The organism is Thioalkalivibrio sp. ALE22 (assembly GCF_000381445.1).
GTDB lineage: Bacteria > Pseudomonadota > Gammaproteobacteria > Ectothiorhodospirales > Ectothiorhodospiraceae > Thioalkalivibrio.
This window is the reverse complement of sequence record NZ_KB906514.1, coordinates 25,702-50,849: the sequence shown is the minus strand read 5'-3', so window position 1 is coordinate 50,849 and position 25,148 is coordinate 25,702. Positions and strand designations below refer to the sequence as shown.

Genomic DNA, 25,148 nt, shown 5'->3' with positions numbered 1-25,148 from the left:
CGGTAGCCCAGGCGGCCCTCGGTGCGCTCGCCCGGTGCCGCCTGGAGCTGGTCGCTCATCTCGGCTTCCAGAACCTGCTGGACCGCCTCGCGCACCAGCGTGCGCATCAGTTCCTCGTCTGTCCCCAAAAGCGCTCGCAGTGACGTGCGATCCGCAGTAGCCTGCCTCTTGTGAGTGGTCATGGTCTCGCCCTCCTTGAGGGGTTCCGGTGGTCGCTAACCAACCCGAATACCATGGCCGCTCACCTCCTGCCAGCTTCTGCACATAACTCAGCACACTACTCGAACCAGTCCGAATACAGCAACACGCCCAGGACTGCCAGCATGCCCAACGCCGCGAATGCCGCCCGTGTATTCCGAAAGTCACAGGCCAGATTGCTCCAGATACGCCCGACCATCCCGCCCCCTCTATCCGGCCAACGTCGACGACTGGGCGACGGCCGACTCCTTCCGACAAAACCCGTGGGCACCTGCTCCACCTCGACTTCCGGGTGAGCATCAGGAGTCCCGCCAGCAGGCAGTCGGATCGGGGACCCCGGAAAACCCGGCCGCATGCCCGTCGTTATCTACCGGCTCGTGATACGCGACGCCGCCCGGTACCGGTCGGCGTCACGCACCCGGAGTGCAGAGGTCAATTCGCCTGGCGGACCCGTTCTGCTGCGACCAGTGGTTCCGGACGATCCAGGCCGAACCCCTGCCCATGGGTGATACCAACCTCCACGAGGCGGGCCCGGATGGCATCGTCCTCCACTTGTTCGGCAATCGTGGTCAGCCCCAGGATCTGACCCACCTCGTGAATGGCCCGCACCATGGCAAGATCGACTGGATCGGTGTTGATGTCACGGACAAAACCGCCATCGATCTTCAGATAATCCACCGGAAGGTGCTTTAGATAGGAAAAAGAAGACAGACCGCTGCCAAAATCGTCCAGCGCGAACTGGCAGCCCGTTCGTCGCATCTCGGTCATCAGGCGGGCGGTGCGCTGCAGATGGCGCACCGCTGCGGTCTCGGTGATCTCGAAACACAGGCGGTCGCCGGGTATGCCGGACTTCACGACCGACTCCTGCAGAAACTCCAGGAAGGCATCGTTATTCAGTGACGAACCGGACAGGTTGATCCCCATCACCGGGAGCACGCGGCATCCCGCAGCCTGCCATTCCTTCATGTACGTCAGCGTCCGGGACACCACCCAGCGATCGACCTGCCCCATCAGGTCATAGCGTTCGGCCGCCGGAATGAAGGTGTCCGGGCGAACCAGCTCACCCGCGCTGTCGCGCAGCCGAAGCAGGATCTCGGAATACGCATCCGAATCGTCGGCCAGGCGGCGCACCGGTTGTGCCCAGAGTTCGAAACGACCCTGCTCGATTGCGTCCGGAATACTGCTGACCCAGTGTAGTTCGCCCACCCGGTCACATAAGTCCTCGTCCTCCGCCCGGAACACGCGCACCTGGTTGCGCCCCGTATCCTTGACCACATAACAGGCCGCGTCCGCCTGCTGCAGGATCAGTCGGGTCGACTCGCTCGCATCACTGACCTCGACCAGCCCCAGACTGGCCGAAAGGGAGAACGTCGACTCGTCCCAGTAGAAACGGAAGTTGGCCAGTTCCCGGCCAATCTCCTCGGCCAGGGTTCGCCCCTCCTCGATGTCCCGATCGACCATCAGGATCCCGAATTCATCCCCACCGAGACGCGCAACGATATCGCGTTCGCTCACCAGATGAAGCATCAGGGCCGAAATCTGACGCAGAAGCTCGTCACCCGCGGTATGCCCACGGGTGTCATTGATGATCTTGAACTGATCGAGGTCCAGATAACACAGGGTGTGCCGAGTGTGGTGCTTGCGCGCGGAACGTAGCTGTTCCTCGAGACACGCTTCGAAGGCCGGACGGTTCAACAACCCGGTCAGGGCATCATGCGTGGCCTGATAGTCGAGCCGGCGCATCACCTCGCGCAATTCGCTGACGTCACGCATCACAAGGACGCTCGCCTGGCTGCCGTCGGCGCGATTCAGGATCGGTGTAAACGAGAGCTGGACCGGACGGGTCTGGTGGTTCGCCGTATGCAGGCGCATATGGACATGCTGGCGTGCATCCCGCGCGACCTGACCTCTGGACTCAAACCACGCGGACATCGAGTCCCCGCTGGTCTCGTCTTCCAGACGCACCGCCTCGTCGAGAGGCCGCTCGGCCAGTTGTGCGGCGGACTCCCCCAGCAGCAGGCTGGCGACCGGATTGACGTATTCGATACGACCATGGTCGTCGGTGGTAATCACCGCATCACCGATCGACTCCAGCGTGGTCTGCGCCCGCTCCTTCTCGCGCCGGTTCTGTTCCCGTTCACTGGCGATGATCCCCTGCTGATGCATGTGTGTCAGGGTCATGCTCAGCCAGTCGGCCGCCAATTGCAGGAACCGCCGCTCCAGCGCGTCCGGGGGCTTGCGCCTCGCATCGTGGCGGTAGAGCACCAGCAGACCACGCCGGTCGTCGGGAAGCGAAAGCCCAACCGTTTCGAGACAAGCGGGAGGCGAATCCAGACCCCGGGAGCGAAGTTCTTCGCAGCTTCCGGGCTGGCCGTCCTCCAGGGAAAACACCGACAGTTCCCGCAACACGCTTTCGGGCAATGGCGGGGCCTGATGCGGAGGGTGATGCCGGATCTGGCGGACACCCCGCTCTCCCTGCTGGAGTTCATAGAGGGCAACGCCATCCATCTGCAGCTGCTCGGCAACCACCCGCAGCAAATGCCCAATGGCCTCCTCGTGGTCGCTGCTGGCCTGGGTCGCTTCAACAAAGGTATTCAGGAGATCGGTCTGCGACCGCAGGAGATGCATCCGGGCCAGCATGACCCCGAAGACAACACCCACCACGGAGGGGATCGCCACCAGGCGGAGCTCGAAACGATCAGCCCCGTATACAAACAGGAACTGGACCGCCGCCAACAACAAGACAATTCCGACGGAAAATCCGACATACCGGGCGTAGACCCGCCAGGTATTCCGTAACCGGAGCTGTGCCCGCATCCCATCCCCTTTGTGTCGATGCGACGTATGGCATCACCGGACGCGTTTCCGCAATGTCCATGAAAACGCACACGTTACCCATGGACTATAGCCGGTGGACGATCCGCCTGAAAGGGTGAGAACCGCGGACCATTGTGGCGTTCATCAGAGCAGCACTCGCACCCGGTTTTTCCTTCGTGCCAGGCGGGTCGCCAGGGAGTAGCATGACAGCTCGCTTGGTGCGGGGGAGGTGAAGGTGCTGTTCTGGCTCACGCTGGCGCCGTTTGTGCTGCTGTTCATATGGCTGGTGCCGTTGCGCCGCCCCGCCTTCGAGGCCGCGCCGCTCGCCTATCTCGCCACACTCGTGCTGGCCGTACTGGTCTGGGAGGTCTCGGGCACGGTGCTGGTCGCAAGCCTCCTGGATGCTGCGGTGGTGTTCGTGGAGGTCTTGCTCATCATCCTGATGGCCCTGCTGGTGCTGAACGTGATGATCGGCACCGGCCAGATGGATGCGATCCAGTCGGTGATCGCCAGCGTCTCGCGCGATCACCGGGTACTGGCCATGCTTCTCGGCTGGGGACTGGTCAGCTTCGTCGAGGGCATCGCTGGTTTTGGCACCCCCGCGGTGCTGGCCGCCCCGCTACTGGTCTACTTCGGGATGCGGCCGCTGAAGGCGGTCGCCATCGCCCTGATCGGCAACAGCACCGCCGTCCCGTTCGGTGCGGCCGGCACCCCCGTGATCATCGGCTTCGCCGGGCTCGGCCTGGATGCGGAAACCACCCGCTCCGCGGTGCTGCAGACGGCCGTGATCCACACCGCCCTGGCGCCGTTTGTCACGCTCTTCATGGTCTGGGTTGCCACCCTGGGCGAGGATCGCGGGCGCTTCCGCGCATTCGTGCCGTTCGCCGTGCTGTCGGCCCTGGCCTTCGGCATTCCGTACCTGCTGGTCGCCTGGCTGGTGGGACCGGAGCTGCCATCCATCATCGGGGGCGTGACGGCCATGGCGGTCATCGCCCTGGCGGCCCATCGCGGCTTCCTGCTGCCCGGCCACGAGCGACGGGAGGAAGTCGAGCAGGCCCCGGTCGGACGCGTCCTGCTGGCCTTCGTCCCCTTCGCGGTAATGGCCACTGCGCTGATCGCGTCGCGGACCTTCATGCCCCTGCGCGAGGCCCTGCAGTCCGTGCGCTGGTCGCCCGGGGCGTTTCGGGAGATCGAACTCGGCCAGAGCCTGACCCCGCTGTACACCCCGTATTTCTACTTTGGTCTTGCCCTGCTCACCGCCCTGGTGCTGTTCCGCGTGAACCGCCCCACGCTGGCCCAGGCCGTCGCCGCCACCTGGACCAAGCTGCGCGTCGCCGCGATCGTGCTGGCCTTTATCATCGCCCTCACCCAACTCTTGCTGACCTCCGGCCACAACGCGGCCGGCCTGCCATCAATGCCACAGGTCCTGGGCCAGGGGCTGGCGGAGATCCTGGGCGGCACATTCGTGATGTTCAGCGCCTTCCTCGGCGCCCTGGGCTCCTTCATGACCGGCAGTGCCACCGTCTCCAACCTGCTGTTCGCGCAACTCCAGGCGGATACCGCCGACGCCCTGGGCATGGCCCTGCCGACCGTGCTGGCCCTGCAACTGATCGGTGCCGGGGTGGGCAACATGATCTCGCTGCACAACATCGCCATGGCAGCCGGGGCCGCCGGGCTGCAGGCTCGCGAGGGTCAGGTGATCCGCGAGACCATCGTCCCGGTCATCGTAGTGTGCGTCGGTGCGGGCCTGCTCGCCCTCGCCTGGTAGGCCTGCCGCCGCCCTCGCCCCCGTGACCCCGGGGCACTCGCCCGCAGGTTGCCCATCTGGTCCCTGAGCACCTGGCGAATGGCGACGCGACCGCGGACAGGGCTCAGTGCCTGTAGACGCGAACCCCTCCGCAACTTGCCGCCTACGTCTGTGAACTGGCGGTCAACTTCGCACGCAGCGGCTTTATGCGCACTCCCGGGGGCGCTATCCATGGGCTGCACCCAGACGGCACGCCCCGGCCAGGGGCCATCCGACCGGTGCAACTTTTGCCCAAACGAAGGAGCAAGAACCATGTGGAACTATCGTAAAACCGCTATCGCCTTTGCCCTCAGCTCGCTGTTCACGCTCGGTGCCCTGGGCGCCGCACAGGCCCAGGATCTGGGTACCTCGGCCGGAGGCGCCGCCGAGACCGGCGCCGAAGCCAGCGGCGGGATGGCCGGCGGCTCGGATCGTGGCGCCGAAGCCTCCGGCGGTGCCGCCGGTGGTGCGGCCAGCGAGGGCCGGGCCCCGGGTGCCGAAGGCGGCATGCGCGACGACCGCGGCATGGGTGCCGAAGGTGGCATGGGTGCCGGCGCCGACACCCACATGGACGACGACGGGATCGACGCCGGCGCCGAGGGCGGTGCCGAAGGCGGCGTTGACCTGGGTGGCGACGATGATGACGAGGACGAGAACTAACCTCACGCTAGACGGCAGGCCGGTCCCTCGCGGGACCGGCCTCATTCCCCCCGGAGACAAGCCAATCCGATCGTCTCCCGCGTCACGCTTTCCATCCCCGGGTGACGTGTATCGCTACTCCCCGACACCCTCTCAAAGGCCGCGGCCAGCGTGCAATGCTCCGTCAGTCCTCCGGCGGGCTGTACGGTGAGTCCCGGACCACCCGCTTCTTGACGGCCTCGGGGCAGATCAACCCGAAGGCTTGCAGGCCAGTCCGTACTCGAAGGTGTGGATCTTCACTCCCTCGGGGAAGGCCGCCTTCAGCCGCCGCTCGAACTCGGCGTAGATCTCGGCCTTGTGCTGCTGGACGTCCCAGTCGCGGCTGTCACAGTCGACGCCCTCGACGTCGAGTTCCATGTTGAACTCCAGATCCGGGGCCATTTGTACGCGGATTCTCGGCATGTCGATTCTCCTTCCGGTTCGGGGCCCTACAGAACGGGCACGAGCAGCAGCGCCATGATATTGATGACCTTGATCAGCGGGTTGATCGCGGGCCCCGAGGTGTCCTTGTAGGGGTCGCCGACCGTGTCGCCGGTCACTGCGGCATGGTGCGCTTCCGACCCCTTGCCCCCGTGATGCCCATCCTCGATGTACTTCTTCGCGTTGTCCCAGGCGCCGCCGCCCGCGGTCTGCGAGATCGCCACGAACAGCCCGGTCACGATCGTCCCGATCAGCAGCCCCCCGAGGGCCTCGGTACCCAGGAACACGCCGACCAGAACGGGGACCAGCACCGGCAGCAGCGAGGGCACGATCATTTCGCGGATGGCCGCGCTGGTGAGCATATCCACGGCTCGAGTGTAGTCCGGCTTCGTGGTGCCCTCCATGATCCCGCTGATCTCGCGGAACTGGCGCCGCACCTCGTTCACGATGCCGGAGGCCGCGCGGCCGACCGACTCCATGGTCATCGACGCAAACAGGTACGGGATCAGGCCGCCGATAAACAGGCCCACGATCACGTTCGGATTGCTCAGCTCGAAGTTGTGCCCACCCCCGGTGTAATGCACCAGCTCGTGGGTGTAGTCGGCAAACAGCACCAGTGCCGCCAGGCCCGCCGAGCCGATGGCATAGCCCTTGGTCACGGCCTTCGTGGTGTTGCCCACCGAATCCAGCGCATCGGTGGTATCCCGAACCTCGGAGGGCAAGTCGGCCATCTCCGCGATGCCACCGGCGTTGTCCGTGATCGGACCGTAGGCGTCCATCGCCACGATAATCCCGGTCATCGACAGCATCGTGGTCGCGGCGATCGCGATGCCGTAGAGCCCGCCAAAGGCATAGGCCACCAGGATGGCGGCGCACACCGCCAGCACCGGCGCGGCGGTCGCCTTCATCGACAGCGCCAGACCGGCAATGATGTTGGTCGCATGGCCGGTCGTGGAGGCCTCGGCCAGATGGCGGACCGGCCGGAAGACCGTGGAGGTGTAGTAGTCCGTCGCCACCATGATGACGCCGGTCAGGACCAACCCCACCAGTGCCGCCCCGTACAGGCGCAGCGCGGCCCCGCTCTCGATCCCCATGCTGTTGGCCAGCGCGGTATCCGGAACCAGCACCAGGGTAATGGGCAGGAATGCCACGGCAGCCAGCCCCCCCGAGACGATTAGTCCCTTGTAGAGCCCCCGGATAATCTCGGAACCCTCGCGCGCCTTGACCACGAAGGTACCAATGATCGAGGCCAGGATCGCGCCGCCACCCAGCACCAGCGGATACACCGCGGCCATCAGCCCCAGCTCGGGAATCAGCAGCGTGCCCAGGATCATCGTCGCGATGATGGTCACTGCATAGGTCTCGAACAGGTCCGCGGCCATCCCGGCGCAGTCGCCCACGTTGTCGCCCACGTTGTCGGCGATCACCGCCGGGTTCCGCGGGTCATCCTCCGGAATACCGGCCTCGACCTTGCCCACCAGGTCCGCCCCGACATCCGCGCCCTTGGTGAAGATGCCACCACCCACACGGGCAAAGATGGAGATCAGCGAACCGCCCAGGGCCAGCCCGACCAGGGGCGAAAGTCCCACATCGCCCCCATCCGGTGTCAGCCACCAGAGCACGGCGAAATAGCCCGCCACCCCCAGCAGCCCGAGCCCGACCACCAGCAGGCCGGTCACCGCGCCCCCGCGGAAGGCCACATCCATCGCCGCCTCCAGGCTCGACTTCGCAGCCGCCGCCGTGCGCACATTGGCGCGCACCGCCACATGCATGCCAATGAACCCGGCGGCCCCGGAAAGCACGGCACCGATCAGAAACCCGACCGCGGAGCCGATGCCGATCACCAGCCACAGCCCTACGAACAGCACCACCCCGACCACTGCAATGGTCGTGTACTGCCGCTTCATGTAGGCCGAGGCGCCTTCCTGGATCGCGCGGGCGATCCGCCGCATCTCGTCGGTACCCTCCGATCGCGAAAGTACCCAGCGGATGGACAACAGACCGTAGACCAGCGCGACAACGCCGCACAGCAGCGCAAACACGAGGCCGGAAAGTGGCATGGACATGAGCTCCCCCTTCGATACGTCGTGACACAAGATCCTCCGGCGCAGCGGGCACCCGCGACGTTCAAGAAGAACGCGCCAGGCGCGACGCCACCGCCCGGGTCAGGCCCGGACATCCGGTTTGTGCAGCCCGGTCGTGCCTGCGCGCGACCGGTCGTCGAGGCGCGCGGCGGCCGCTGGCGCGGGCGTACAGCCTCGACAAACGTATCGGGGGATGGTGGGTCGGCCGGGAGATCACTCAGTGACCGGACCGCAAAAACCCCTTACAATGCTAGGGAACTTACGTGGTGCGATCCCGGCCGTCAAGCCATGCAGCCATCAGGGTTTTCGGAACCTGCGCCGACATTACCGTTCACAAAGAGCGTTGCTCGCGCACGACCGGGCCCGATTCGTCCCGCGGCCACACCGCGTATCCGATTCGCCGCATACAGGGACGCGGGCACGCAAGCGTGGAAGTCGCGTAAAATCCGCCACTTTCCAACTGACGCAAGCCCCTACTCGCAGGCCTTCCCATGACCAGTGCCCAACCAGCCACCCCGAACTGCTACTTCTGCCGGGTATCCGCCGGCCTGGCCGACCCGCTGATCTACGAGAACCGCTCGTTCGTCGCCCTGTTCGACACCAATCCGGTCAACCCCGGGCACGCACTCGTCATTCCCCGGCGCCACGTGGTCTCCCTGTTCGACCTCGACGACACCGAACAGGCGGACTACTTCGACGCGCTTCACGGCGTGCGCCGGGTCATCGAAGCCACGGACCTGGAAAAGCTGTACCGCAACATGCGCGTCCGCGAAGACCTGCGCGAGCGCCCCAAGGACCACATCGACAACGTCCTGGACCTGCCCTTCCTGGGCAATCCGCCCGATGCCTATACCGTCGGCAACAACGACGGCCGCATGGCCGGGCGCAGCATCGACCACCTGCACGTGATCCTGCTGCCGCGCTACGCGGGCGACGTCGAAGACCCTCGCGGCGGCATCCGCAACGTCATCCCGGATCGCGCGAACTACCACCGCCATGCCCACCCGGGCGTACGCACCGACACGGCCTGAACAACGCCAATGCCATGCGCGTGGCACGCCTCCACCAACCCCTCGGCGCAGTCGCCTGGCTCGCACTGACCGCGGCATCGTTGGGTCTGCCGACGGCCAGTGCCAGCGGGGACGAGGACCTCGGTGCACGCATTGCCCAGGAAGGCAACGACCGCGGGGCGACCGCCTGCATCCAGTGCCATGGCGAACAGGGTCAGGGCCAGTCGCAGCCGCCGTTCCCGCGCCTGGCGGGGCTGCCGGAGCAATACCTGGTGGAGCAGATGGAGGCCTACCGGGACGGCCTGCGCCCGAACGCCACCATGGCGCGGATCGCCCAGTACCTGAACGACGAAGAGATCGAAGCGATCAGCCGGCACTACGCGGAGATGGAACCGGCGGGCGGCCCGCATGACGTGCCGGGCGATCTGGCGGAACGAGGGCGCGAGATTGCCCTTGCAGGATTGCCGGAACGCAACGTCCAGTCCTGCGCCTCCTGCCATGGGGACGAAGGACGCGAACGGAACCCCAGCCTGCCGCCGCTGGCCGGCCACCCGCCCCGCTATCTGATGGCACAGCTCCAGGCCTATGTCCACGGCGCGCGCGAGACGTCCCTTGCCGGCTTGATGCAGGGCATCGTGAGCGAACTGGAAGAGGAAGAAATGGCGGCACTCGCGGCCTACTACGCCTCCCTGCCGGCCCGCGACGAATAACCAGGGCTCGCCGGCAACCTGTCCATTCGGCCTGGCACTACCCCGCTTCCACCGCCCCCGAGGCCGGATCAAACACCCATGGTTCGTCGCCGAGGCGGAACCGAAGAGTTCCCTCCACCCAGCCCAGCGCCTCGTAGCGTTGCGCCTCCGGATCCAGCTCCCCGTGGTGCTCAACACGCACCGGGATCGCATTCGCTTCCACCGAGTCGCCCAGCGATTCGCGATCCACGACCGTCAGGGTACGGTTCCCTGCAGGTCCTTCCTGCGCGAACACCACATGGCGCCCATCGTCGCTCCAGGGCCCGATCGTGACGCGGCCCCCGTACTGAAACGCCGCCGGGCTCGCCGCGCCGCTGTCCGCCCGCACCAGCCAGCCGGCGCTGTGGGCCGCACCGCTGGTGACCACCGCTACCCAGGCATCGTCCGGGGATGCCCTGGCCTCCCGGAATCGCGTTGTCGCACCGAAGGCGTTCTGCGCGTCCGCCTGGAGATCGCCGGGCAGGTTTTCAATGCCAAGGAGCGTGGCACCCTCCGCCGTCCGAACAGACGCCTCACGGATGTCGAGCGGCGCCAGCACGGACGCCTCGCCGTACCCGGACGGATGCTCTTCCTCCCCCCACGGCGTGCAACCACTGATCACGGCCAACGTGACCACCACACCCGCAGCCAACCGGGGCGCGACGCGCCGAACCGAGCGGCCGTGTCCAGGCCAAAACGCGCCCGCGCCCGACCGCTCCGCCAGCACATCCTTGCATTTTCGACTGTTCGCGAGACCCCGCATCCCCCTCCAACGACACACACCTGCATCCGCAGAACTTATAGTGGGTGTCCTCTTTATGGTGTAGAAACGGGCGGGTAGAACCACTACCCGCTGCACAACACGCCCCGTCTCGGAACGCTTTGTCTCGAAAAACTGGGGGGGCACCAACGCGGGCGCGCGAGTAAATCAGCGTCTCCTTAATGGCAGACTGCATGGAAGCCATGCCTGATTCGGGTCCGTTGCAATGATCTTCGACATAACACGGTGAAAATGAAGCGCCCTCCTCCCCTGCTGTCCACCGGTTTCGAGCCTCAAGGTGCAAGTGCCTGCCAATGGCTTGGCCTGGCCCTCCTGGTCTCCCTGGTCTTGTGGATTCTCGTTCCCCCGGCGGCCTTGGCCTCCACATCCACCGAACAGACGATCGAGATCGGCGAGCTCGGCAGCATGACGCTGCGCGAACCGGCGACCTTCTGGGTCACCGACCGCGCGTACGAGCCATCTGAACTGCCGCTCGATCAGTTCCGCCCTCTGACCAGTGATCAAATCAACCGCGGCATCACAAAAGAGGCCCACTGGGTCCGGGTCCGGCTGTCCAATGCAGACGCGGAACAGCCGCAACACTGGGTTCTGCACCACGAGACCAGCTACCTGGATGAAATGGCCGTCTATTTCTCCGATAACGGCGCCCCACTGGAAAAAGTGCTGCTCAGTGACCGGCAGCCCTTCGCGGAGCGCCTGCTCAACTACCGGACACTCGCGTTTCCCCATACCACCCCGGCGGATGGTTACACCGACCTGTTTCTCCGGCTGCAGTACACGAAGCCCGACGCCATGTCGCTGAACGTCTTCCTGAGCCGTGCGGATCACTTCCACAGCCAGTCACGGGGCGAGTACCTCATCTACGGTGGTTACTACGGCCTGTTGGCGGCTCTGATCATCATCGCCGGGACCTTCTCGCTGATCATGCGCCAGGGTGTTTACCTGTGGTACGCCGCATTCCTGCTGGCCAGCATTCTGATGTGGGCGCTGCTGAACGGTTTTGCCTTCCAGTACCTCTGGCCCAATTCCGTGTTCTGGCACAACGAGGGCTTTCACATCGTATTCCTGGCGGTCGCCATCACCGCCCTGCAGTTCTCGCGCCTGTTTCTCCAGACTCGATACTGCTGTCCCCGCATCGACAAGGTCATCCTTGCGGCCCAGGGCATCATGGTTGCCGGAATCTTCTTGCGGTTCGCAGGCTTCTACACGCCAGTCCTGTACCTCTCCTTCGCCTCCCTGGCTCTACTCGCATTGCTACCCATCCTGGGCACGATCGCCTACCGGAACGGCATGCGTTATGCCCTCTGGTACACAGTGGCCTGGAGCCTCTACGGTCTGGGCCTGCTGATCAGTGTGTTCAGCGCCGGCACTTCATTGTTTGCATGGGGCATGGCACCACTGGCGTACGCCCAGGCCTTTAGCGCGCTAGAAGCCGTGTTCCTGCTGGTCGCTCTGGGAGAAAGGTTGATCGACTGGGACCGGGACCGCCTGCAGGCGCTGAAGATCGCCAACCAGGACCCGCTCACCGGGCTGGGCAACCGCCGCGCACTCAACGCGGCATTTGATCGCGTAAAGGCAATCCCCCGATCCAGCGAACTGTCGGTGTTCCTGATCATGATCGACCTGGACAACTTCAAGGCAATCAATGACCACTATGGCCATGATGCCGGCGACCGCATCCTCACCCGACTCGGCAATCTCCTGCTGCAGTTATCCCGGCATCAGGACATCTGCATCCGCTACGGTGGCGAGGAATTTGCCATCCTGCTTGAGGCACCCGGGCCGGAACAGGTTCGCCTGATGGCCGAGCGGATCCGCAAAGAATTTTCCGACACGCCCACGGATTACGAGGGCCACCGCATTGAGCACACTCTGACCGCCGGCATCGGCATGGCCCCATCAGCCGGTCGCCGGTTTGACCCGGACGCCCTCATCCGCCAAGCCGATGCCGCGTTGTATCAAGCCAAAAACGCCGGGCGGAACCGGGTCGTCTTCCAAATGAGTGAACCAGAATCCCCAGAAGGTCAGGACTAGTGCTTCGCATCGCTGCCGTGTTGCTGGGCCTTGTGATCCTTGCCAGCTACATCGGAGTGCAACACTGGGAGGCCATGCGGGTGCTCCAGGACATCGAGGCCGGTGACGGACCGAGCGCGCTGAAGGACCGCACCCCCGAACCCGCGCGCGAAACGCTTACGGTCACGACGAGCGAAGGGGCCATCGAAGCCGACCTCTACCATCCCCGGCAGGATGTCGGCGCCCGTATTGTCCTTGTGCCGGGCTTTACGCCAGAGGGCAAGGACGACCCCCGCCTGGTACAACTCGCCAATACACTGGCCCGGGCACGCTTCCTGGTGCTGGTCCCCGATCTGGAGGGCACGAAAGCCCTGAGGATCCGAACCCAGGATGCCGCCGCCATCGCGGATGCCGCTGCCCTGTTGTCCCGTCTGGAGGCAGAGCGCACGCCGGATGACCAAGACGTCGGGGTCGCGGCAATCTCTTACGCCGTGGGCCTGGCCGCGCTCGCGACGCTAACGCCACAGGGAGAAGCGAGCATCGACTTCCTGGTCGGGATCGGCGGCTACTACGACACGAAGAACGTCATCACCTTCGCCACGACCGGGGCCTTCCAGGAGCTCGGGTCAGACCGCTGGATAACCAGGACTCCCGATCCACTGGCGAAGTGGCTATTCCTGCGCGGCAATCTGCACATCCTTAATGACCCCGCAGACCGCGAGATCCTCGACGAAATTGCCTGGCGGCGCATGCACGATCCCGAGGCCCCGACCGACGAGCTGGCCGCCGGTCTCGGCGAAGAGGGGCGAAGCCTATTGGCGTTAATCCGGAACGATGACCAGGAACGCGTGCCAGGGCTCCTCGAAGACCTACCTGCAAGCGCACAGGAGGCCATCGACATGCTATCCCTGAGCCATCGGGACCTCTCGCACCTTTCCAGCGGGGCGCTCCTGATCCACGGCCGCGACGACAACATGATTCCCCACACCGAAAGCGAGCGCCTCGCCCATGCAGTCGGCGAGACCGACCTGCATCTGATCGATGGCTTCTCCCACATCGATGCGCGAGGCGTGGGCCTGGTGGGCCAGTGGCAGCTCATCCGTGCCGTAACCAACCTGTTGGCTTGGCGGGACAACTGACCTGCGACAGGGGCACCTTCTCGCCCGGTCACCGCCTACTGGACTGCCCTCGTCCCGCGGCAGCCGGGATACTGCGTGCACCCCCAGAACTCCTGCCCCATGTTGGAGCCCCGACGGGCCTTGCGCTTCACCATGGCGCTGCCGCACTTCGAGCAGGCTTGGCCTGGGAAGATCATGGGTGTCCTTATCTTTTCGCCATCCTGCCGCTCCCTGACCCTCGCCCGTGCCAAACGAGCCTAGGCCAGTCCGTGCGAAGTTGCCATCGCCGCCATCGGCCAGAAAGCCGGGCTGGAGAACGCGGCGCCGCGCCCCGGTCAGGCCGGTCGACGCGCGCCCGATCTTGGGTATGCTGCAGGTAGGCCCCGGCTATCGCCCGCGATCCGCAGCGGCCGGGATTCCGGCACCCGCGCGGGCGTCGGGGCGCGCCCCGAATCACGCGGCGCCGCAGCCCGATGCCGCGCGCATTAACCAGGAGCCACACCGTCATGGGCATGGCCTGTTGTGCACCGCACGGCGCGAACGCCGGCATCAACCCCTGCCACTGTGGCGCAGCCCATACCCAGGCGGCCCTCCGGCGCATCGAGGCCGACCTGAACCGGCGCCAGTTCCTTGGCGGTGTCGCCGCCGTGCTGGGCATGTTCGCGGGCTTCGGCCTCGCCCCGCGCGAGCTCAAGGCCGGCGAACCCGGCCAGCCGCTGCTGCTCACCCACCTGCGACTGTTCGATGGCGAGACCCTCGAGCTGCGCGAGGACGTGGACATCCTGATCGCGGACGGCCGCATCGCCGCGCTGCCCCGACGCGGCGAGGGCCCGACCGCCGCACGCACAATCGACTGCGGCGGGCGCGCGGTCATCCCCGGCCTGATCGACGCCCACTGGCACAGCACGCTGGTCGGGGTTAGCCAGCTGACCGCCATGACCGCGGACATCGGATTCCTGCACCTGATGGCCGGGCGCGAGGCCGGCGCGACCCTGATGCGCGGCTTCACCACTGTGCGCGATCTCGGCGGCCCGGCCTTCGGCCTGAAGATGGCCATCGACCGCGGCGCGGTGGCCGGCCCGCGCATCTTCCCCTGCGGCGCGATGATCTCCCAGACCTCCGGGCACGGCGATTTTCGCCAGCGCCACGAATTGCCACGCATGCCGAGCACCCCGCCGAATTACATCGAGAGCAGCGGTGTCGCTGCGATCGCCGATGGCGTGGACGAGGTGCTGCGCCGCACCCGGGAACAGCTGATGCAAGGCGCCAGCCAGATCAAGATCATGGCCGGGGGCGGCGTCTCCAGCCTGTACGATCCGCTGGACACCGCCCAGTACCTGGAAGAGGAGATGCGTGCCGCCGTGCGCGCCGCCGCCGACTGGGGCACCTACGTATGCGCCCATGTCTACACGCCGCAGGGCATCCAGCGCGCGATCCGCGCCGGGGTGCGCTCCATCGAACACGGCCAGCTCGCCGACGAGGAGACGGTGCGCATGATGGCGGACGCCAACGTGTGGTGGAGCATTCAGCCCTTCCTGGACGACGAGGACGCCAACCCGAAGACGGACCCCGTCTCCCGGGCCAAGCAGCTCCAGGTGAGCGCGGGCACCGAGCGCGCCTTCGAACTGGGCCGCCAGTACGGCGTGCCCATGGCCTTCGGCACCGACATCCTTTTCAGCCCCGAGGGCGCCGCCAGCCAGGGCCGCCAGCTCGCCAAGCTGACCCGCTTCATGTCCCCGCTGGAGGCCCTGCACATGGCCACCGGCGCGGCCGGCCAACTGCTCGCCCTGTCCGGCGACCGCGCCCCCTACCCCGGCCGCCTCGGCGTCATCGCCGAAGGGGCCCTGGCCGACCTGCTCGTGGTCGATGCCGACCCGGCAGCCGGCCTGGACTGGCTGGATGCACCCGCCGACCACCTGGACCTGATCATGAAGGGCGGCAGTATCGTCCGGAACCAGCTGGCCCACGCCTGACCCCAGCCACCCGCGCGGGGGAAACACGAAACCCGCCTTGGTGCGGACGAACCTTGCCTTTGGCCGGATGCGCTTGCACACCCGATCCCGTCAGTTCGCGCATACTCGTCCTCCGGCCATTCAGGTCCGCAGGGGCATCACGACTCAACCGCCCGTACAGTGATTCGCGAAGGCGAAAGCATCGTTCATCGTCCATTGGGCTTGCGGCGTGTTGGCCATCCGCTCGCACCAGGCGGGTGACCCCACCCGGGAGGCAGGCGCGGCCTCCACCGGCTGCGGCTCCGGCTCTGGCGCCATCAGGAGATCCATCGCCACCATGCGCTCGTCCGTCATGAACGCCTCCACCTGATCACCCAGCGCGAGCATCCCTTCCAGTACCGCGTGGCCCTGCCGAGGATCGCGCAGCATCAGGGCCTCCAGTCGCCCCCCGACCCGCTCGGTGGCACGATCAAACCGCATCTCCGCTGCCTGGAACCGGTCCGAGTCCGCAAACAACGCCTCCAGCTCCTGATCGATCACGGCACGTTCCGCCGCGTCCACCGGCACCAGATGCGTCTCCGCCCAGACCACCATCTCCTCCATCTGCGCAATCATGCGAGCGGTGTATTCACCCGCCAGGCGCCGACCCAGAGCGTCCGCCGCCGCCTGGTCATCCACGGCCTCCAGCTCGTCACCAATCGCCTCGAAGACGGCCGCCTGGTCGTGCAGATTCGCCAGTACCCGATCCGCCACCATCCCGGCATCCAGCGCCAGGGACTCCGCGGCAACCGGAGCGGCATCCGTTTCGGCATCCGCCGTCTGTTCCGTTCCACAACCCAGGGGGAGAAGAATCATCAGCGCCGCAAGCGCCAACCATCGTTGCGTAATCATATCTGCAGCCCTCCATATCAGGGGCTGTCGAACGACGGCGGGTGGGAGTGAACGGCCGCCGTCCGGCGGGGAATCCACCGGGCCACGGCCCGCGGATCAGGGGACAGGCAGATCCGGCGACCCACGGCTCCCGACCAAGGTCTTGCGCTCGCTCCGCCCGGAATACTCCGCACTTCCTGAGTATAGATCCGCAAGCATCTCGCGCCGCCCGGAATCACCAGCGCCGGAGCATCGCCGACCAAGGGCGACAGGACACCCCGCTGCAGGTATGGTGTGGCCATGGGACAAGGCAGTCCCACAGTCGGGCCGGGACGCGCCCGACCCGGTTACGGAAAGACCAGGGAGCGAACATGTCAGGGAAGGGAATCTTGGTCGGCCTCGTGGTACTCACTGCCGCGGGCTTCGGCTACTACCACTACGAACTCCAACAGGCGGAGCAGAAACTCGACGACCTGGTCGAACGGCTCCAGCCACTCGGCACACTGCATTACACCAACGTCGGGGTTGGCCTGGGCGGCAGCCTGTACGTAGACGGTCTGCTGTTCGAGCCCCACAATACGGCGGTGGGCCGCATGCGGGCGGAACGCGTCTCACTGGAAGCCGGCAACCTGTGGCGACTCGCCCGCCTTCGACACACGCTGGACGCCCGCCGCCTCCCACAAGAATTCGGGTTCTCGGTGCAGGGCCTGACCCTTCCGGCCGGGCTGGTCACCGGCAATCAAGGCGACCCACCCGCGCTGTCGCTGGACACCGCCGGATGCGGTTCCTACCACGCCGCTCCGCCGGACGAATTGATGTCGGCGCTTGGCTACCACGACATCCCTCTGGATTTTGCGGTCCGCTACGACCTGGCAGACGGCAACGACCGCATGACCGTGCACAGCACCTTCGGCATGGGGCCGTTAAGTGCTGGCTCGTCCACTGCACATTTCTCGCTTGAGGCCCGCTCCAACCGGGCGCGCGATCTCGCACCGGCGCTGATCAACGCCCCCCTGCAGTCAATGACGGTGGTTTTCGAGGATCGTGGCTACTACCCCGCATTGATGGAATTCTGCGCGGCCGAAATGGATATGACCCTCGAGGACTACACCGAGCACCACATGGGCGAATGGGTCGAGGCCTGGCGCCCCTTCGGCCTGCAGCCGGGGCCCACGCTGGTCGCAGCCTATGAACACTTCATCCAGGCCCCCCGCGACCTTTCGCTGCGGATCGGTCCAATCGACAATCCGATGCTTCTCTGGGCGAACCTGGACTCGGCCGAACGCATGCTGGGCCAGATCGAACATCGCCTGAGCGTGGCGGGCAGACACTTTGGCCCAGTGGACCTTTACCCGGTCGCCCCGGAGCCCGCCCGGACGACCCCTCAGCCCCAAACGAACTGGCCCCAAATGCGGCCCGAACGCGACACGCAAGCCGAACCCTCAACAACCGCCACCATTGCACTGACGGCTCTGGAAGAGCACATCGGACACACACTCCGCATTACCCTCGCCGACGGACGCGCGCGCAACGGTGAGCTGCTGGCCATCGAGGGGGATCGCATCCGCGTGCGTCGTCGCGTCGGCAGCGGCTATATGGAGGCGCCGATCGCTCTCTCCGCGATCGCCGAGGTACGCCGCCTGCGCTGAAGCCATCCCACCCCGGTGACTACCACTCGACCCGACAGTCCTGTGCACAGGTGACAGTTCTTACGAAATCACGGGTGTCCTCGTCGTGACGCTCCGCTCATGAAACGCCCGGCAGGCTTTCACGATTCGATCCTGCTCCCATGGATTAAACATTACCAACGGACACTCGACACGTCCGGGCCGGGTCCAAAAACCACGAAAAGTTAGTGAAGAACGAAATTCACCAGGACGCAGGTAGAGGAAGAGCGTCACGCTGCCCGTCTGAACCATGGTGAAGCTCCCCACATTCTCGACCTCCGACCACGGCACGAATACAGCGCCAAAACGGCACATACGGTCAAACGAAACCCCATACGGATCGAGTGTCAGCACCCGCCGTGGCTTGCTCAGGATACCAATCAACCATGGTGCCAACGCCAGAAGCAGAAACGCCAGCGGACCGAACAGAATCCACCCGGCTGGCGCCGCCCGGTGGGCGAACTCGAGCAAAAGCAGGGCCGGAGCAACCAGCATGGCCAGAAAGCTGGCTGGAACCCACCGTGTTTCTGAAAATACGACCGCGCCGCCGGATTCATCCATTCCTCTCGCCCCCCATGACTCGTCTTTGTGCTTTCGCAGCGAATCAGAGGCGTGGATTCCGGCGGCCCAGGCTCCCCGAATCTCGCGCCTTGGAGGACGGGCCGAACACCGTGGCGAGAATCATCCGCGTGGAGATCGCGATCAACACCACCCCCAGTAGCAGCATGCCATCGACCACCCAGCCGTTCTCGAACCACGACAGGAGCGGATCCGAGTTTCCGAGTCGTTCCGCCAGGCCGAGTCCCAGCAACATCGCTCCGGGCGTATGCACCATGAAGGCAAGCCGCATCGCCCGCGCCCGGTCATCCTGCCTCGGCGCCACATCGTTTCCATGCCCCGAATCGGACTCGTGCCCAGCGCCATCAGACTCCTGCCCCGCGACGTCGGTAACCAGAGGGTCCCGCCTCGGGTTCACATTTGTCTCCTGCGCCGGCGATACGGACGGGTATCGCCGCACGAACATCCGACCAAGACCGGCGGGAACGACCACAAACCCGAAGAACAAGACCGTCAGCGCCACCCCCATCGACGGGTCGCCACCGGCGATAGCCCAGCCTGCAAAGAGCACGACAACGGGCAGCATCAGCGTTGCGAGGGCGTACCGCACCCGAGGCCCCAGTGCGGCCCGCCTGGCCATAAACAGGATTCCCAGTGCGACCAGCACTGAGGGGATATACAGAATCAGTAAAACCATGCGCGCCTCCATGCGTCGCTATTAACCACTCTCGGCCCGGGTCAGATCAGGCCTACTAATCCAGGGACAGAACCCGACCCCACAGCCCCTTCTATCAGCCGGGCCCGATATTTGCCAGCCAGTGCTCTCGCCGCTCGCGGTGTGTCCTCACCTGCTAGACCGTCGTAATGCCGCATTCTTGTAAACGAACGCCCTGACTGCCTCAACATACCGCTCCGGGTGTGTCACATGAGGTACGTGGCCAGCGCCCGACAAGGTAACGACCTCCCCCATCGGCAACGCGTCTGCGAGCATGGCGACCACTGGTCCGAAGGTGGGTGGGCTCTGATCTCCCACGGTGAGAAGGGCTGGCCGCGAGAACCCCTTGATCCAGTCCAGATCGAAGGCAAACTGTTCCGGATCGTTTGATTCGTCGAGAAAAGTGGGCGCATTTTCGATCATGGTCTGCCGGAACTCCCACGGAAGCTGTGCCCAGGTTCCGGGGCCGAGCGCCACGGTCTCGACGAACTGCTCCGCGGCACCGGCATGATCGCCAGCCGCGATGCGCTCGACCACCGCACTGATCCGCCTCTCGGCGTCCCGGAGCGTCGGCGCCATGGCGGGATCATCTTCCAGCAACGAGAACAACGGCGGCTCGTGCCCGATCACCCCCCGGACCAGATCCGGCCGTTCGCCGGCCAACCGAAGCGTGATCGACGCACCAAAGGAGTTCCCCACCACCCATAGGGCCCCAAGTTCGAGATGCTCGATCAAGGCAGCGAGGTCTGCGACATCCTCGCGAACGCTGCCTTGCGTGGCCGGCCGCTCGCTTTCGCCATGTCCGCGCCGGTCATAAGCGAGGACCCGGAATGAATCGGCCAGTAGCGGGACCACCGGCTCCCAGGTCCGGTGGGATACCCAGCTCCCGTGCACCAGCACGATGGGAATGTCGCCCGTGCCGGTGAGTTCATGGAAGAGGCGGACGTCGTTCACGGTTGCCAATGCCATTCCTGCCCCTCCTCGACCGGGACCTGCGAGCAAGAAATCATGGGTGTCCCCTAAATCCTACGGCAAGCCTTCATGGGTGTCCTCTTCTTTGCTCACCGAAAGCGAGCGCCTCGCCCGTGCCATCGGCGAGACCGACCTGCACCGGATCGACGGCTTCTCCCACATCGATCCACAAGGCGTGGGGCTCATCGGCCAGTGGCAACGTGTGCGCGCGATGATGGACCTGCTGGCCCGGCGGTCGGATTGACGCTGCGGACCGTAACGAGGCCGACCCCGCTATTTGGTTTTTCGTCAGGGGTCCCTCTGGGGGTAACCCTCCGGCTTTGTCACCGCGATCTTCCAGATGTCTTCATCCCGGGACAGGCCGGAAAAAACATAGCCCTTCTCTTTGCACCACGCGTTTACGTCATCACCACAGGGGGCGTACGTGGTCAGCAGAACCGCGTTGGTTCCGGGAGCCAGCCGATCCATGGCCTGATTGATCGACAGCAGGTACCCGGGACACGTCTGCCCGCGTACATCAATCGACACGGTACCGTCCTCGTGTTCACGAATGTCGGCTGAGATCGTTTTGCCAGGGACCCGCCTGCCAAATCGCCACCACATCTCGCCCTCCTTCAAATACATAACGGGATCCAGCCCCGAAAACGGGTCGTTGGCCTTCGTCGCCAGAGCGGCAACGGCCGAGGGGCATCAGCCTAAAGACACGACGGGACCGGAACTTTCCGCCCTTCCATGCTCTACTCGTCCTCCCGAAGGCCGGGGAAACACCGGTCCCTACACACGCATGTGACGACGGCTTTGCTCAGCCATTCGTCACCACTTCGAACAACAAAACGCCCCACATTGCCAACAGAAGCAGCGTGCTAACTAAGTACGCATCGCGTCGCCGTGGAATATTCGAGTTCTGCAGGTGCAATAAGCTGTGGATCATTCGCATTCCCGCATAGGCCCAAGCCACGGCGACCAGGAGCGGGCCGCTATGCCCCGAAACGTAGGCCAGCAAGCCGCCGACATAGAACAGCACCGGCATTTCGAACAGATTCGAGTAATGCTGATACGCCGAACGCATGTAACCGGGCGGCTCATCACCATCACCATAGCGAAAGTACTCCACGCGCAACCCGGCACGCAGGGCCTTCACGGCAGTCGCGACCATGTATGCCGCAATAAGGAACGTCCAGCCCACCAGCGCAAACAAGGGATACAGGATTGCCGCCGCCGCCATCGCCTCACCTCTCCGTTCAATTCATATCCGCGGAAGGGTCGAATGACTGGCAGGCTAGCGCACAAGAAGATATGTTCAAGGACATAAATTAAACACGAAGGCGGTCAACGGAATGCCCTACACCAAGGAACACAAGGAGCTGAGCCGCAGGCGCATCCTCGACAGTGCCAGCCGCCTATTTTCCCGGCGCGGCTTCGATGCAGTGACACTCGACGATCTGATGCACGATGCCGGGTTGACGCGGGGAGCCTTCTACAATCACTTCGACGACAAGGCCGACGTATACGCCCAGGCTATCGTCCACGCCGCCAATAATACGCCCTTCGCGCATCACATCGACGTGGAGAACCCGCACCTGCCAGCCATCGAGGAAATGCTGGATCGGTACCTCAGCCGTGAGCACATCGATCAACCGGATCGAGCCGATCCACCGTGTCCTCTCGCCTTTCTGGTCACGGACGTGGGGATTCGGGAGGAAAAGGTTCGGGATGCCTACAGCCAGGTACACCACAGCCTGGTGGATCTAATCGGCCGTTCGTTGCACCAGAGCTCCCGTGACGCTCAGACAGTAGGCCTGGCCGTCTCGGCATTGATGATCGGCGGCGTAGCCATCGGCCGGGCCCTGAATAGCCCCGCCACGGCAGAAGCATTACTGCATAGCTGCCGCGACGCGGCCAAGCAGCTCCTGCGCAATGCCGCGCCGGGGCAGCAGCTCACTGGAACTGCAGGCACGGCATCATCGGCTGGCGGGCCGGTGGGGCCAGCCTGAAACCCCGGGCCGGAGCACGATAGCCGACTGCAAGGCGAAGCCCGGTAACGGGGAACCAAGACAAGGTCCAACCTGGGTAGTCCGTCGCTGCATCAACGTGTCAGCCAGCCGCGATCCGCAACAAGGAACCGCAAGAAACGCGCCTTGACCGCAACATTCTGCAAGCCCCCGTGCGATCCGATTTCTAGACTCGAATCCGGTGATGCCGATCCGGACCCCGCTCTCGCGAGGCAGCGCCTCCCCGACGGTCCGTTATTCACATCACCGGTGCACCCAACGCCATGTGTACACCAAGCATGGAACGGAGGCTGACCATGACCAGAATCCCACTGATGCTGCTGACCGCGATGCTTGCAACCGGGGTTGCAGCCCAGAACGATCCCACCCACTCAGCGGTCGGAGCCAAGCAGCAGCTCGGCACGGTCTCGTTCGGCGCAAATTGCGTGGGCGAAGCCGCAAAGGCGTTTGACCATGCCCTCGGGCTGATGCACCACATGATGTACGAGCAGGCCCGCGGCGAGTTCGCCACGATCGCCGAGGCCCACCCCGACTGCGCGATGGCCCACTGGGGGGTGGCGACCACGTTGTTCCAGCCGCTGTGGGCCACCACGCCGAGCGATGCCGAAGTGGCTCGTGGCCGCGACGCGATCGAGCAGGCGCGCGCCACGGTCAACGATGAGCGCGAACAGGCGCTGATCGAGGCCACCGCGGCCTTCTTCGAGCCGGACACCGACCGGCAATGGGATCGCCTCGCCGGCTGGACCCAGGGCATGGCGACCGCGTACCGGGCCTACCCGGACGATCACGACATCGCTGCGCTCTACGCGCTGTCACTGCTGACCGAAGCCACACGGGCCGATGACCGCGATGCGCTACACGACGAGGCCGAGGCGATCCTCAAGCGCGCGTGGGAAGAGGAGTCGACCCACCCTGGCGCCATCCACTACGCGATTCATGCCACCGACGCCGACGGGCGTGCCGAGAACGCCCTCGCGATGGTCGAATCCTACGGCAAGATCGCGCCCGACGTGCCGCACGCACTGCACATGCCGTCGCACATCTACGTACGCCTTGGCGACTGGCCGCAGGTGATCGACTGGAACGAGCGCGCGGCCGAAGTCGCGCGGGAACACGACGTCAACGGTGCGATCTCGTTCCACTACATCCATGCCGTCGACTACCTCGTCTACGGTCATCTGCAGCGCGGCGAAGACTCGGCCGCCGACGAGATTCACCGGACCGCGTTCGACGAGGGTCGTCACCAGGGTTCCTTCCCCGGGGCGTTTCACCTGGCCGCGATACCGGCACGGCTGGCGGTCGAGCAGCGTGACTGGGACGCTGCGGCCGCGATCGAGCCACGCGTGCCCGACTACATCGCCTGGGAGAACTTCCATTGGGCCGAGGGCCTGAGCTGGTACGCCCGCGGCCTGGGCGCGGTCAACACCGGCGATCTGGAAACCGCCCGCGAGGCCGAGCAGCGGCTGGCGAACCTGGCCGAAGGAGCCGAATCGGCCCCTGACGACCGCTTCCCGGTCTACATCGAGGCCGACCGGCACATCCTCGCCGGCTTCATCGCGCATACCGAAGGCGACCACGAGCGTGCTGTCGAACTGTTGCGCACGGCCGGCGAGCTCGAGTCCTCGGTGGAGAAACACCCGGTGAGCCCGGGCGCACTGTTTCCACCCTACGAGGCGCTCGGCGAGCTGCTGCTCGCACTGGACCGCCCGGACGAGGCGCTAACCGCGTTCGAGCAGTCCGACGGCATGTGGCCGGGACGTTACAACACGCTCTTCGGTGCCGTTCGTGCCGCCGAGGCAGCGGGTGATGCGGATGCGGCGGCACGCTGGGCGGCGCGGCTGCTAGAGATTGCGCCGAACACCGAGCGCAATACCATCGACCGAGCCCAGGTGCTGGCACGCCACGACTGAGCCGGTATCCGCGCTCGCGGTGTGATGCATCGAGGCCATCAATGCCTGGGACTCGGCGACGAGCCAGACCGGCCGCTGTTCCGGTGAGAACCCCAACTGAGAGACAGCGGCCGGTCGCCCACCACATGCTTGACGAAGACAAGAATCATGGGTGTCCTCTTCTTCTGCGGTTCGTGGCCAAAGAACCCATTCCAAGCCTCCAACAACTCCGGTTGCCGACGCTCGACAACCCCCGTATCTCCTCGCCCCGCTGTCATCGCCGTTAGCCCTTTTTGCGGGCCTCGTCCACGTCGTCCGCCAGCCACGCCTTGATCAGGGATTGGTAGGGCATGTCACGCTTGTTGGCTTCGATCTTGATGCGGTCGAGGAGCGACTCCGGCAAGCGCAGGGAGATCGTCCGGGTAGAAGGCTTGAGATTCGGGAGCTCAACCGCCGCGGCGCGGTTCCAATCGACGTAGTCGCTGGAATCATGACTCTCCCAGAACGCCCGCTCTTCTACCTCGTCCTGGAACTCAGGAATCTTCTTGGTCTTGCTCATAGATGGCTCGCTCTTTGCGGTGCATATCTCGGGCCGAAATCACACGGATTCTCGTGCTTCGCTCGCGCAGCGTGAACGTAATGTGCAGCCGGCGACCTTCATGAGTGATACCCAACGCGTGGTAGCGGGGCTCACTCCGACTGTGTACCACGTCCGCCAGAACCAGCAACGGGGTATTGAAGAACACCTGCTCCGCCTCTGACTGGCCCACACCATGTTTGTCCACGCTCTTCCGGGCATTTCCCTCGTCCCAGTCGAACCCGGTAATGTCCTTCCACTGGATCATCTGTGTATATTACC

Annotated in this window: 24 protein-coding genes and 1 pseudogene; 11 read left to right on the top strand and 14 right to left on the bottom strand. The window is 65.1% G+C overall.

Annotated elements, in window-relative coordinates; genetic code table 11:
• On the bottom strand, nt 1-182 hold a 182-nt coding region (locus tag F793_RS14050), incomplete at its 3' end, for a transposase (RefSeq protein WP_196799900.1).
• Between the two features lie 448 nt (nt 183-630).
• Nucleotides 631-3,015, bottom strand: coding sequence for an EAL domain-containing protein (locus F793_RS0112830; protein WP_026280919.1), 2,385 nt, complete (start codon nt 3,013-3,015; stop codon nt 631-633).
• A gap of 235 nt (nt 3,016-3,250) precedes the next feature.
• Between F793_RS0112830 and F793_RS0112825 the strand changes: the two genes are divergently transcribed.
• Nucleotides 3,251-4,783, top strand: coding sequence for an L-lactate permease (locus tag F793_RS0112825; protein ID WP_026280918.1), 1,533 nt, complete (start codon nt 3,251-3,253; stop codon nt 4,781-4,783).
• 291 nt (nt 4,784-5,074) lie between these two features.
• Nucleotides 5,075-5,461, top strand: a complete 387-nt coding sequence (locus F793_RS0112820; RefSeq protein WP_018882827.1) for a hypothetical protein — start codon at nt 5,075-5,077, stop codon at nt 5,459-5,461.
• 228 nt (nt 5,462-5,689) lie between these two features.
• On the opposite strand, the gene F793_RS0112815 is transcribed toward F793_RS0112820, so the two are convergent.
• A complete protein-coding gene (locus F793_RS0112815) occupies nt 5,690-5,881 on the bottom strand; it encodes a hypothetical protein (RefSeq protein ID WP_018882826.1) in 192 nt (63 codons plus the stop codon).
• Between the two features lie 47 nt (nt 5,882-5,928).
• A complete protein-coding gene (locus F793_RS0112810) occupies nt 5,929-7,986 on the bottom strand; it encodes a sodium-translocating pyrophosphatase (protein WP_018882825.1) in 2,058 nt (685 codons plus the stop codon).
• Nucleotides 7,987-8,495: 509 nt separating this feature from the next.
• Here F793_RS0112810 and F793_RS0112805 point away from each other — a divergent pair.
• On the top strand, nt 8,496-9,035 hold the full coding sequence (locus F793_RS0112805) for an HIT family protein (RefSeq protein WP_018866069.1): 540 nt from the start codon (nt 8,496-8,498) through the stop codon (nt 9,033-9,035).
• A gap of 14 nt (nt 9,036-9,049) precedes the next feature.
• Nucleotides 9,050-9,724 (top strand): c-type cytochrome, encoded by a 675-nt coding sequence (locus F793_RS0112800; RefSeq protein ID WP_018882824.1) that lies wholly within the window; start codon nt 9,050-9,052, stop codon nt 9,722-9,724.
• A 37-nt stretch (nt 9,725-9,761) separates the two neighbouring features.
• On the opposite strand, the gene F793_RS0112795 is transcribed toward F793_RS0112800, so the two are convergent.
• The gene (locus tag F793_RS0112795; protein ID WP_026280917.1) at nt 9,762-10,505 is read right to left on the bottom strand and encodes a hypothetical protein; all 744 of its coding nucleotides are present in this window, start codon (nt 10,503-10,505) and stop codon (nt 9,762-9,764) included.
• Between the two features lie 372 nt (nt 10,506-10,877).
• Here F793_RS0112795 and F793_RS0112790 point away from each other — a divergent pair, with 372 nt between their 5' ends.
• Complete coding sequence (locus tag F793_RS0112790; protein ID WP_018882822.1) at nt 10,878-12,557, top strand: diguanylate cyclase; 1,680 nt, start codon at nt 10,878-10,880, stop codon at nt 12,555-12,557.
• On the top strand, nt 12,557-13,675 hold the full coding sequence (locus tag F793_RS0112785) for an alpha/beta hydrolase (RefSeq protein ID WP_018882821.1): 1,119 nt from the start codon (nt 12,557-12,559) through the stop codon (nt 13,673-13,675). Before F793_RS0112790 ends, F793_RS0112785 begins: the two co-directional genes overlap by 1 nt.
• 35 nt (nt 13,676-13,710) lie before the next feature.
• Here F793_RS0112785 and F793_RS13930 read toward each other — a convergent pair.
• Nucleotides 13,711-13,830, bottom strand: a pseudogene (locus F793_RS13930) (topoisomerase DNA-binding C4 zinc finger domain-containing protein); the annotation flags it as partial.
• 330 nt (nt 13,831-14,160) lie between these two features.
• On the opposite strand from F793_RS13930, the gene F793_RS0112775 reads away from it, so the two are divergent.
• Nucleotides 14,161-15,627, top strand: a complete 1,467-nt coding sequence (locus tag F793_RS0112775) for an amidohydrolase family protein (RefSeq protein ID WP_018882819.1) — start codon at nt 14,161-14,163, stop codon at nt 15,625-15,627.
• A gap of 144 nt (nt 15,628-15,771) precedes the next feature.
• On the opposite strand, the gene F793_RS0112770 is transcribed toward F793_RS0112775, so the two are convergent.
• A complete protein-coding gene (locus tag F793_RS0112770) occupies nt 15,772-16,497 on the bottom strand; it encodes a DUF3012 domain-containing protein (protein ID WP_018882818.1) in 726 nt (241 codons plus the stop codon).
• A 350-nt stretch (nt 16,498-16,847) separates the two neighbouring features.
• On the opposite strand from F793_RS0112770, the gene F793_RS0112765 reads away from it, so the two are divergent.
• On the top strand, nt 16,848-18,125 hold the full coding sequence (locus F793_RS0112765; RefSeq protein WP_026280916.1) for a hypothetical protein: 1,278 nt from the start codon (nt 16,848-16,850) through the stop codon (nt 18,123-18,125).
• A gap of 60 nt (nt 18,126-18,185) precedes the next feature.
• Here F793_RS0112765 and F793_RS13925 read toward each other — a convergent pair whose 3' ends face one another.
• From F793_RS13925 to F793_RS0112755, 3 genes are all read right to left on the bottom strand, one after another.
• Complete coding sequence (locus F793_RS13925) at nt 18,186-18,704, bottom strand: hypothetical protein (protein WP_081618710.1); 519 nt, start codon at nt 18,702-18,704, stop codon at nt 18,186-18,188.
• A 43-nt stretch (nt 18,705-18,747) separates the two neighbouring features.
• Entirely contained in the window at nt 18,748-19,398 is a 651-nt protein-coding gene (locus F793_RS0112760) for a hypothetical protein (RefSeq protein ID WP_018882816.1), read from the bottom strand.
• Between the two features lie 147 nt (nt 19,399-19,545).
• Nucleotides 19,546-20,385, bottom strand: a complete 840-nt coding sequence (locus F793_RS0112755; RefSeq protein ID WP_018882815.1) for an alpha/beta fold hydrolase — start codon at nt 20,383-20,385, stop codon at nt 19,546-19,548.
• Between the two features lie 88 nt (nt 20,386-20,473).
• On the opposite strand from F793_RS0112755, the gene F793_RS14100 reads away from it, so the two are divergent.
• Nucleotides 20,474-20,632 (top strand): hypothetical protein, encoded by a 159-nt coding sequence (locus F793_RS14100; RefSeq protein WP_018877641.1) that lies wholly within the window; start codon nt 20,474-20,476, stop codon nt 20,630-20,632.
• A 44-nt stretch (nt 20,633-20,676) separates the two neighbouring features.
• Here the strand turns inward: F793_RS14100 and F793_RS0112745 are convergent, their stop codons facing one another.
• Both F793_RS0112745 and F793_RS0112740 read right to left on the bottom strand, forming a co-directional pair.
• The gene (locus F793_RS0112745; RefSeq protein ID WP_018877642.1) at nt 20,677-21,012 is read right to left on the bottom strand and encodes a sulfurtransferase TusA family protein; all 336 of its coding nucleotides are present in this window, start codon (nt 21,010-21,012) and stop codon (nt 20,677-20,679) included.
• 178 nt (nt 21,013-21,190) lie between these two features.
• On the bottom strand, nt 21,191-21,613 hold the full coding sequence (locus tag F793_RS0112740) for an MAPEG family protein (protein ID WP_018877643.1): 423 nt from the start codon (nt 21,611-21,613) through the stop codon (nt 21,191-21,193).
• Nucleotides 21,614-21,725: 112 nt separating this feature from the next.
• Here F793_RS0112740 and F793_RS0112735 point away from each other — a divergent pair, with 112 nt between their 5' ends.
• Nucleotides 21,726-22,382: a TetR/AcrR family transcriptional regulator gene (locus tag F793_RS0112735; protein ID WP_018877644.1), complete on the top strand. Its 657-nt coding sequence runs from the start codon at nt 21,726-21,728 to the stop codon at nt 22,380-22,382.
• 314 nt (nt 22,383-22,696) lie between these two features.
• The gene (locus F793_RS0112730; protein ID WP_231366542.1) at nt 22,697-24,310 is read left to right on the top strand and encodes a hypothetical protein; all 1,614 of its coding nucleotides are present in this window, start codon (nt 22,697-22,699) and stop codon (nt 24,308-24,310) included.
• 262 nt (nt 24,311-24,572) lie between these two features.
• Here the strand turns inward: F793_RS0112730 and F793_RS0112725 are convergent, their stop codons facing one another.
• Together F793_RS0112725 and F793_RS0112720 are read right to left on the bottom strand one after the other, a co-directional pair.
• Nucleotides 24,573-24,848: a BrnA antitoxin family protein gene (locus F793_RS0112725; protein WP_018877646.1), complete on the bottom strand. Its 276-nt coding sequence runs from the start codon at nt 24,846-24,848 to the stop codon at nt 24,573-24,575.
• Nucleotides 24,823-25,134: a BrnT family toxin gene (locus tag F793_RS0112720; protein WP_018877647.1), complete on the bottom strand. Its 312-nt coding sequence runs from the start codon at nt 25,132-25,134 to the stop codon at nt 24,823-24,825. Before F793_RS0112720 ends, F793_RS0112725 begins: the two co-directional genes overlap by 26 nt.
• Between the last annotated feature and the right edge of the window lie 14 nt (nt 25,135-25,148).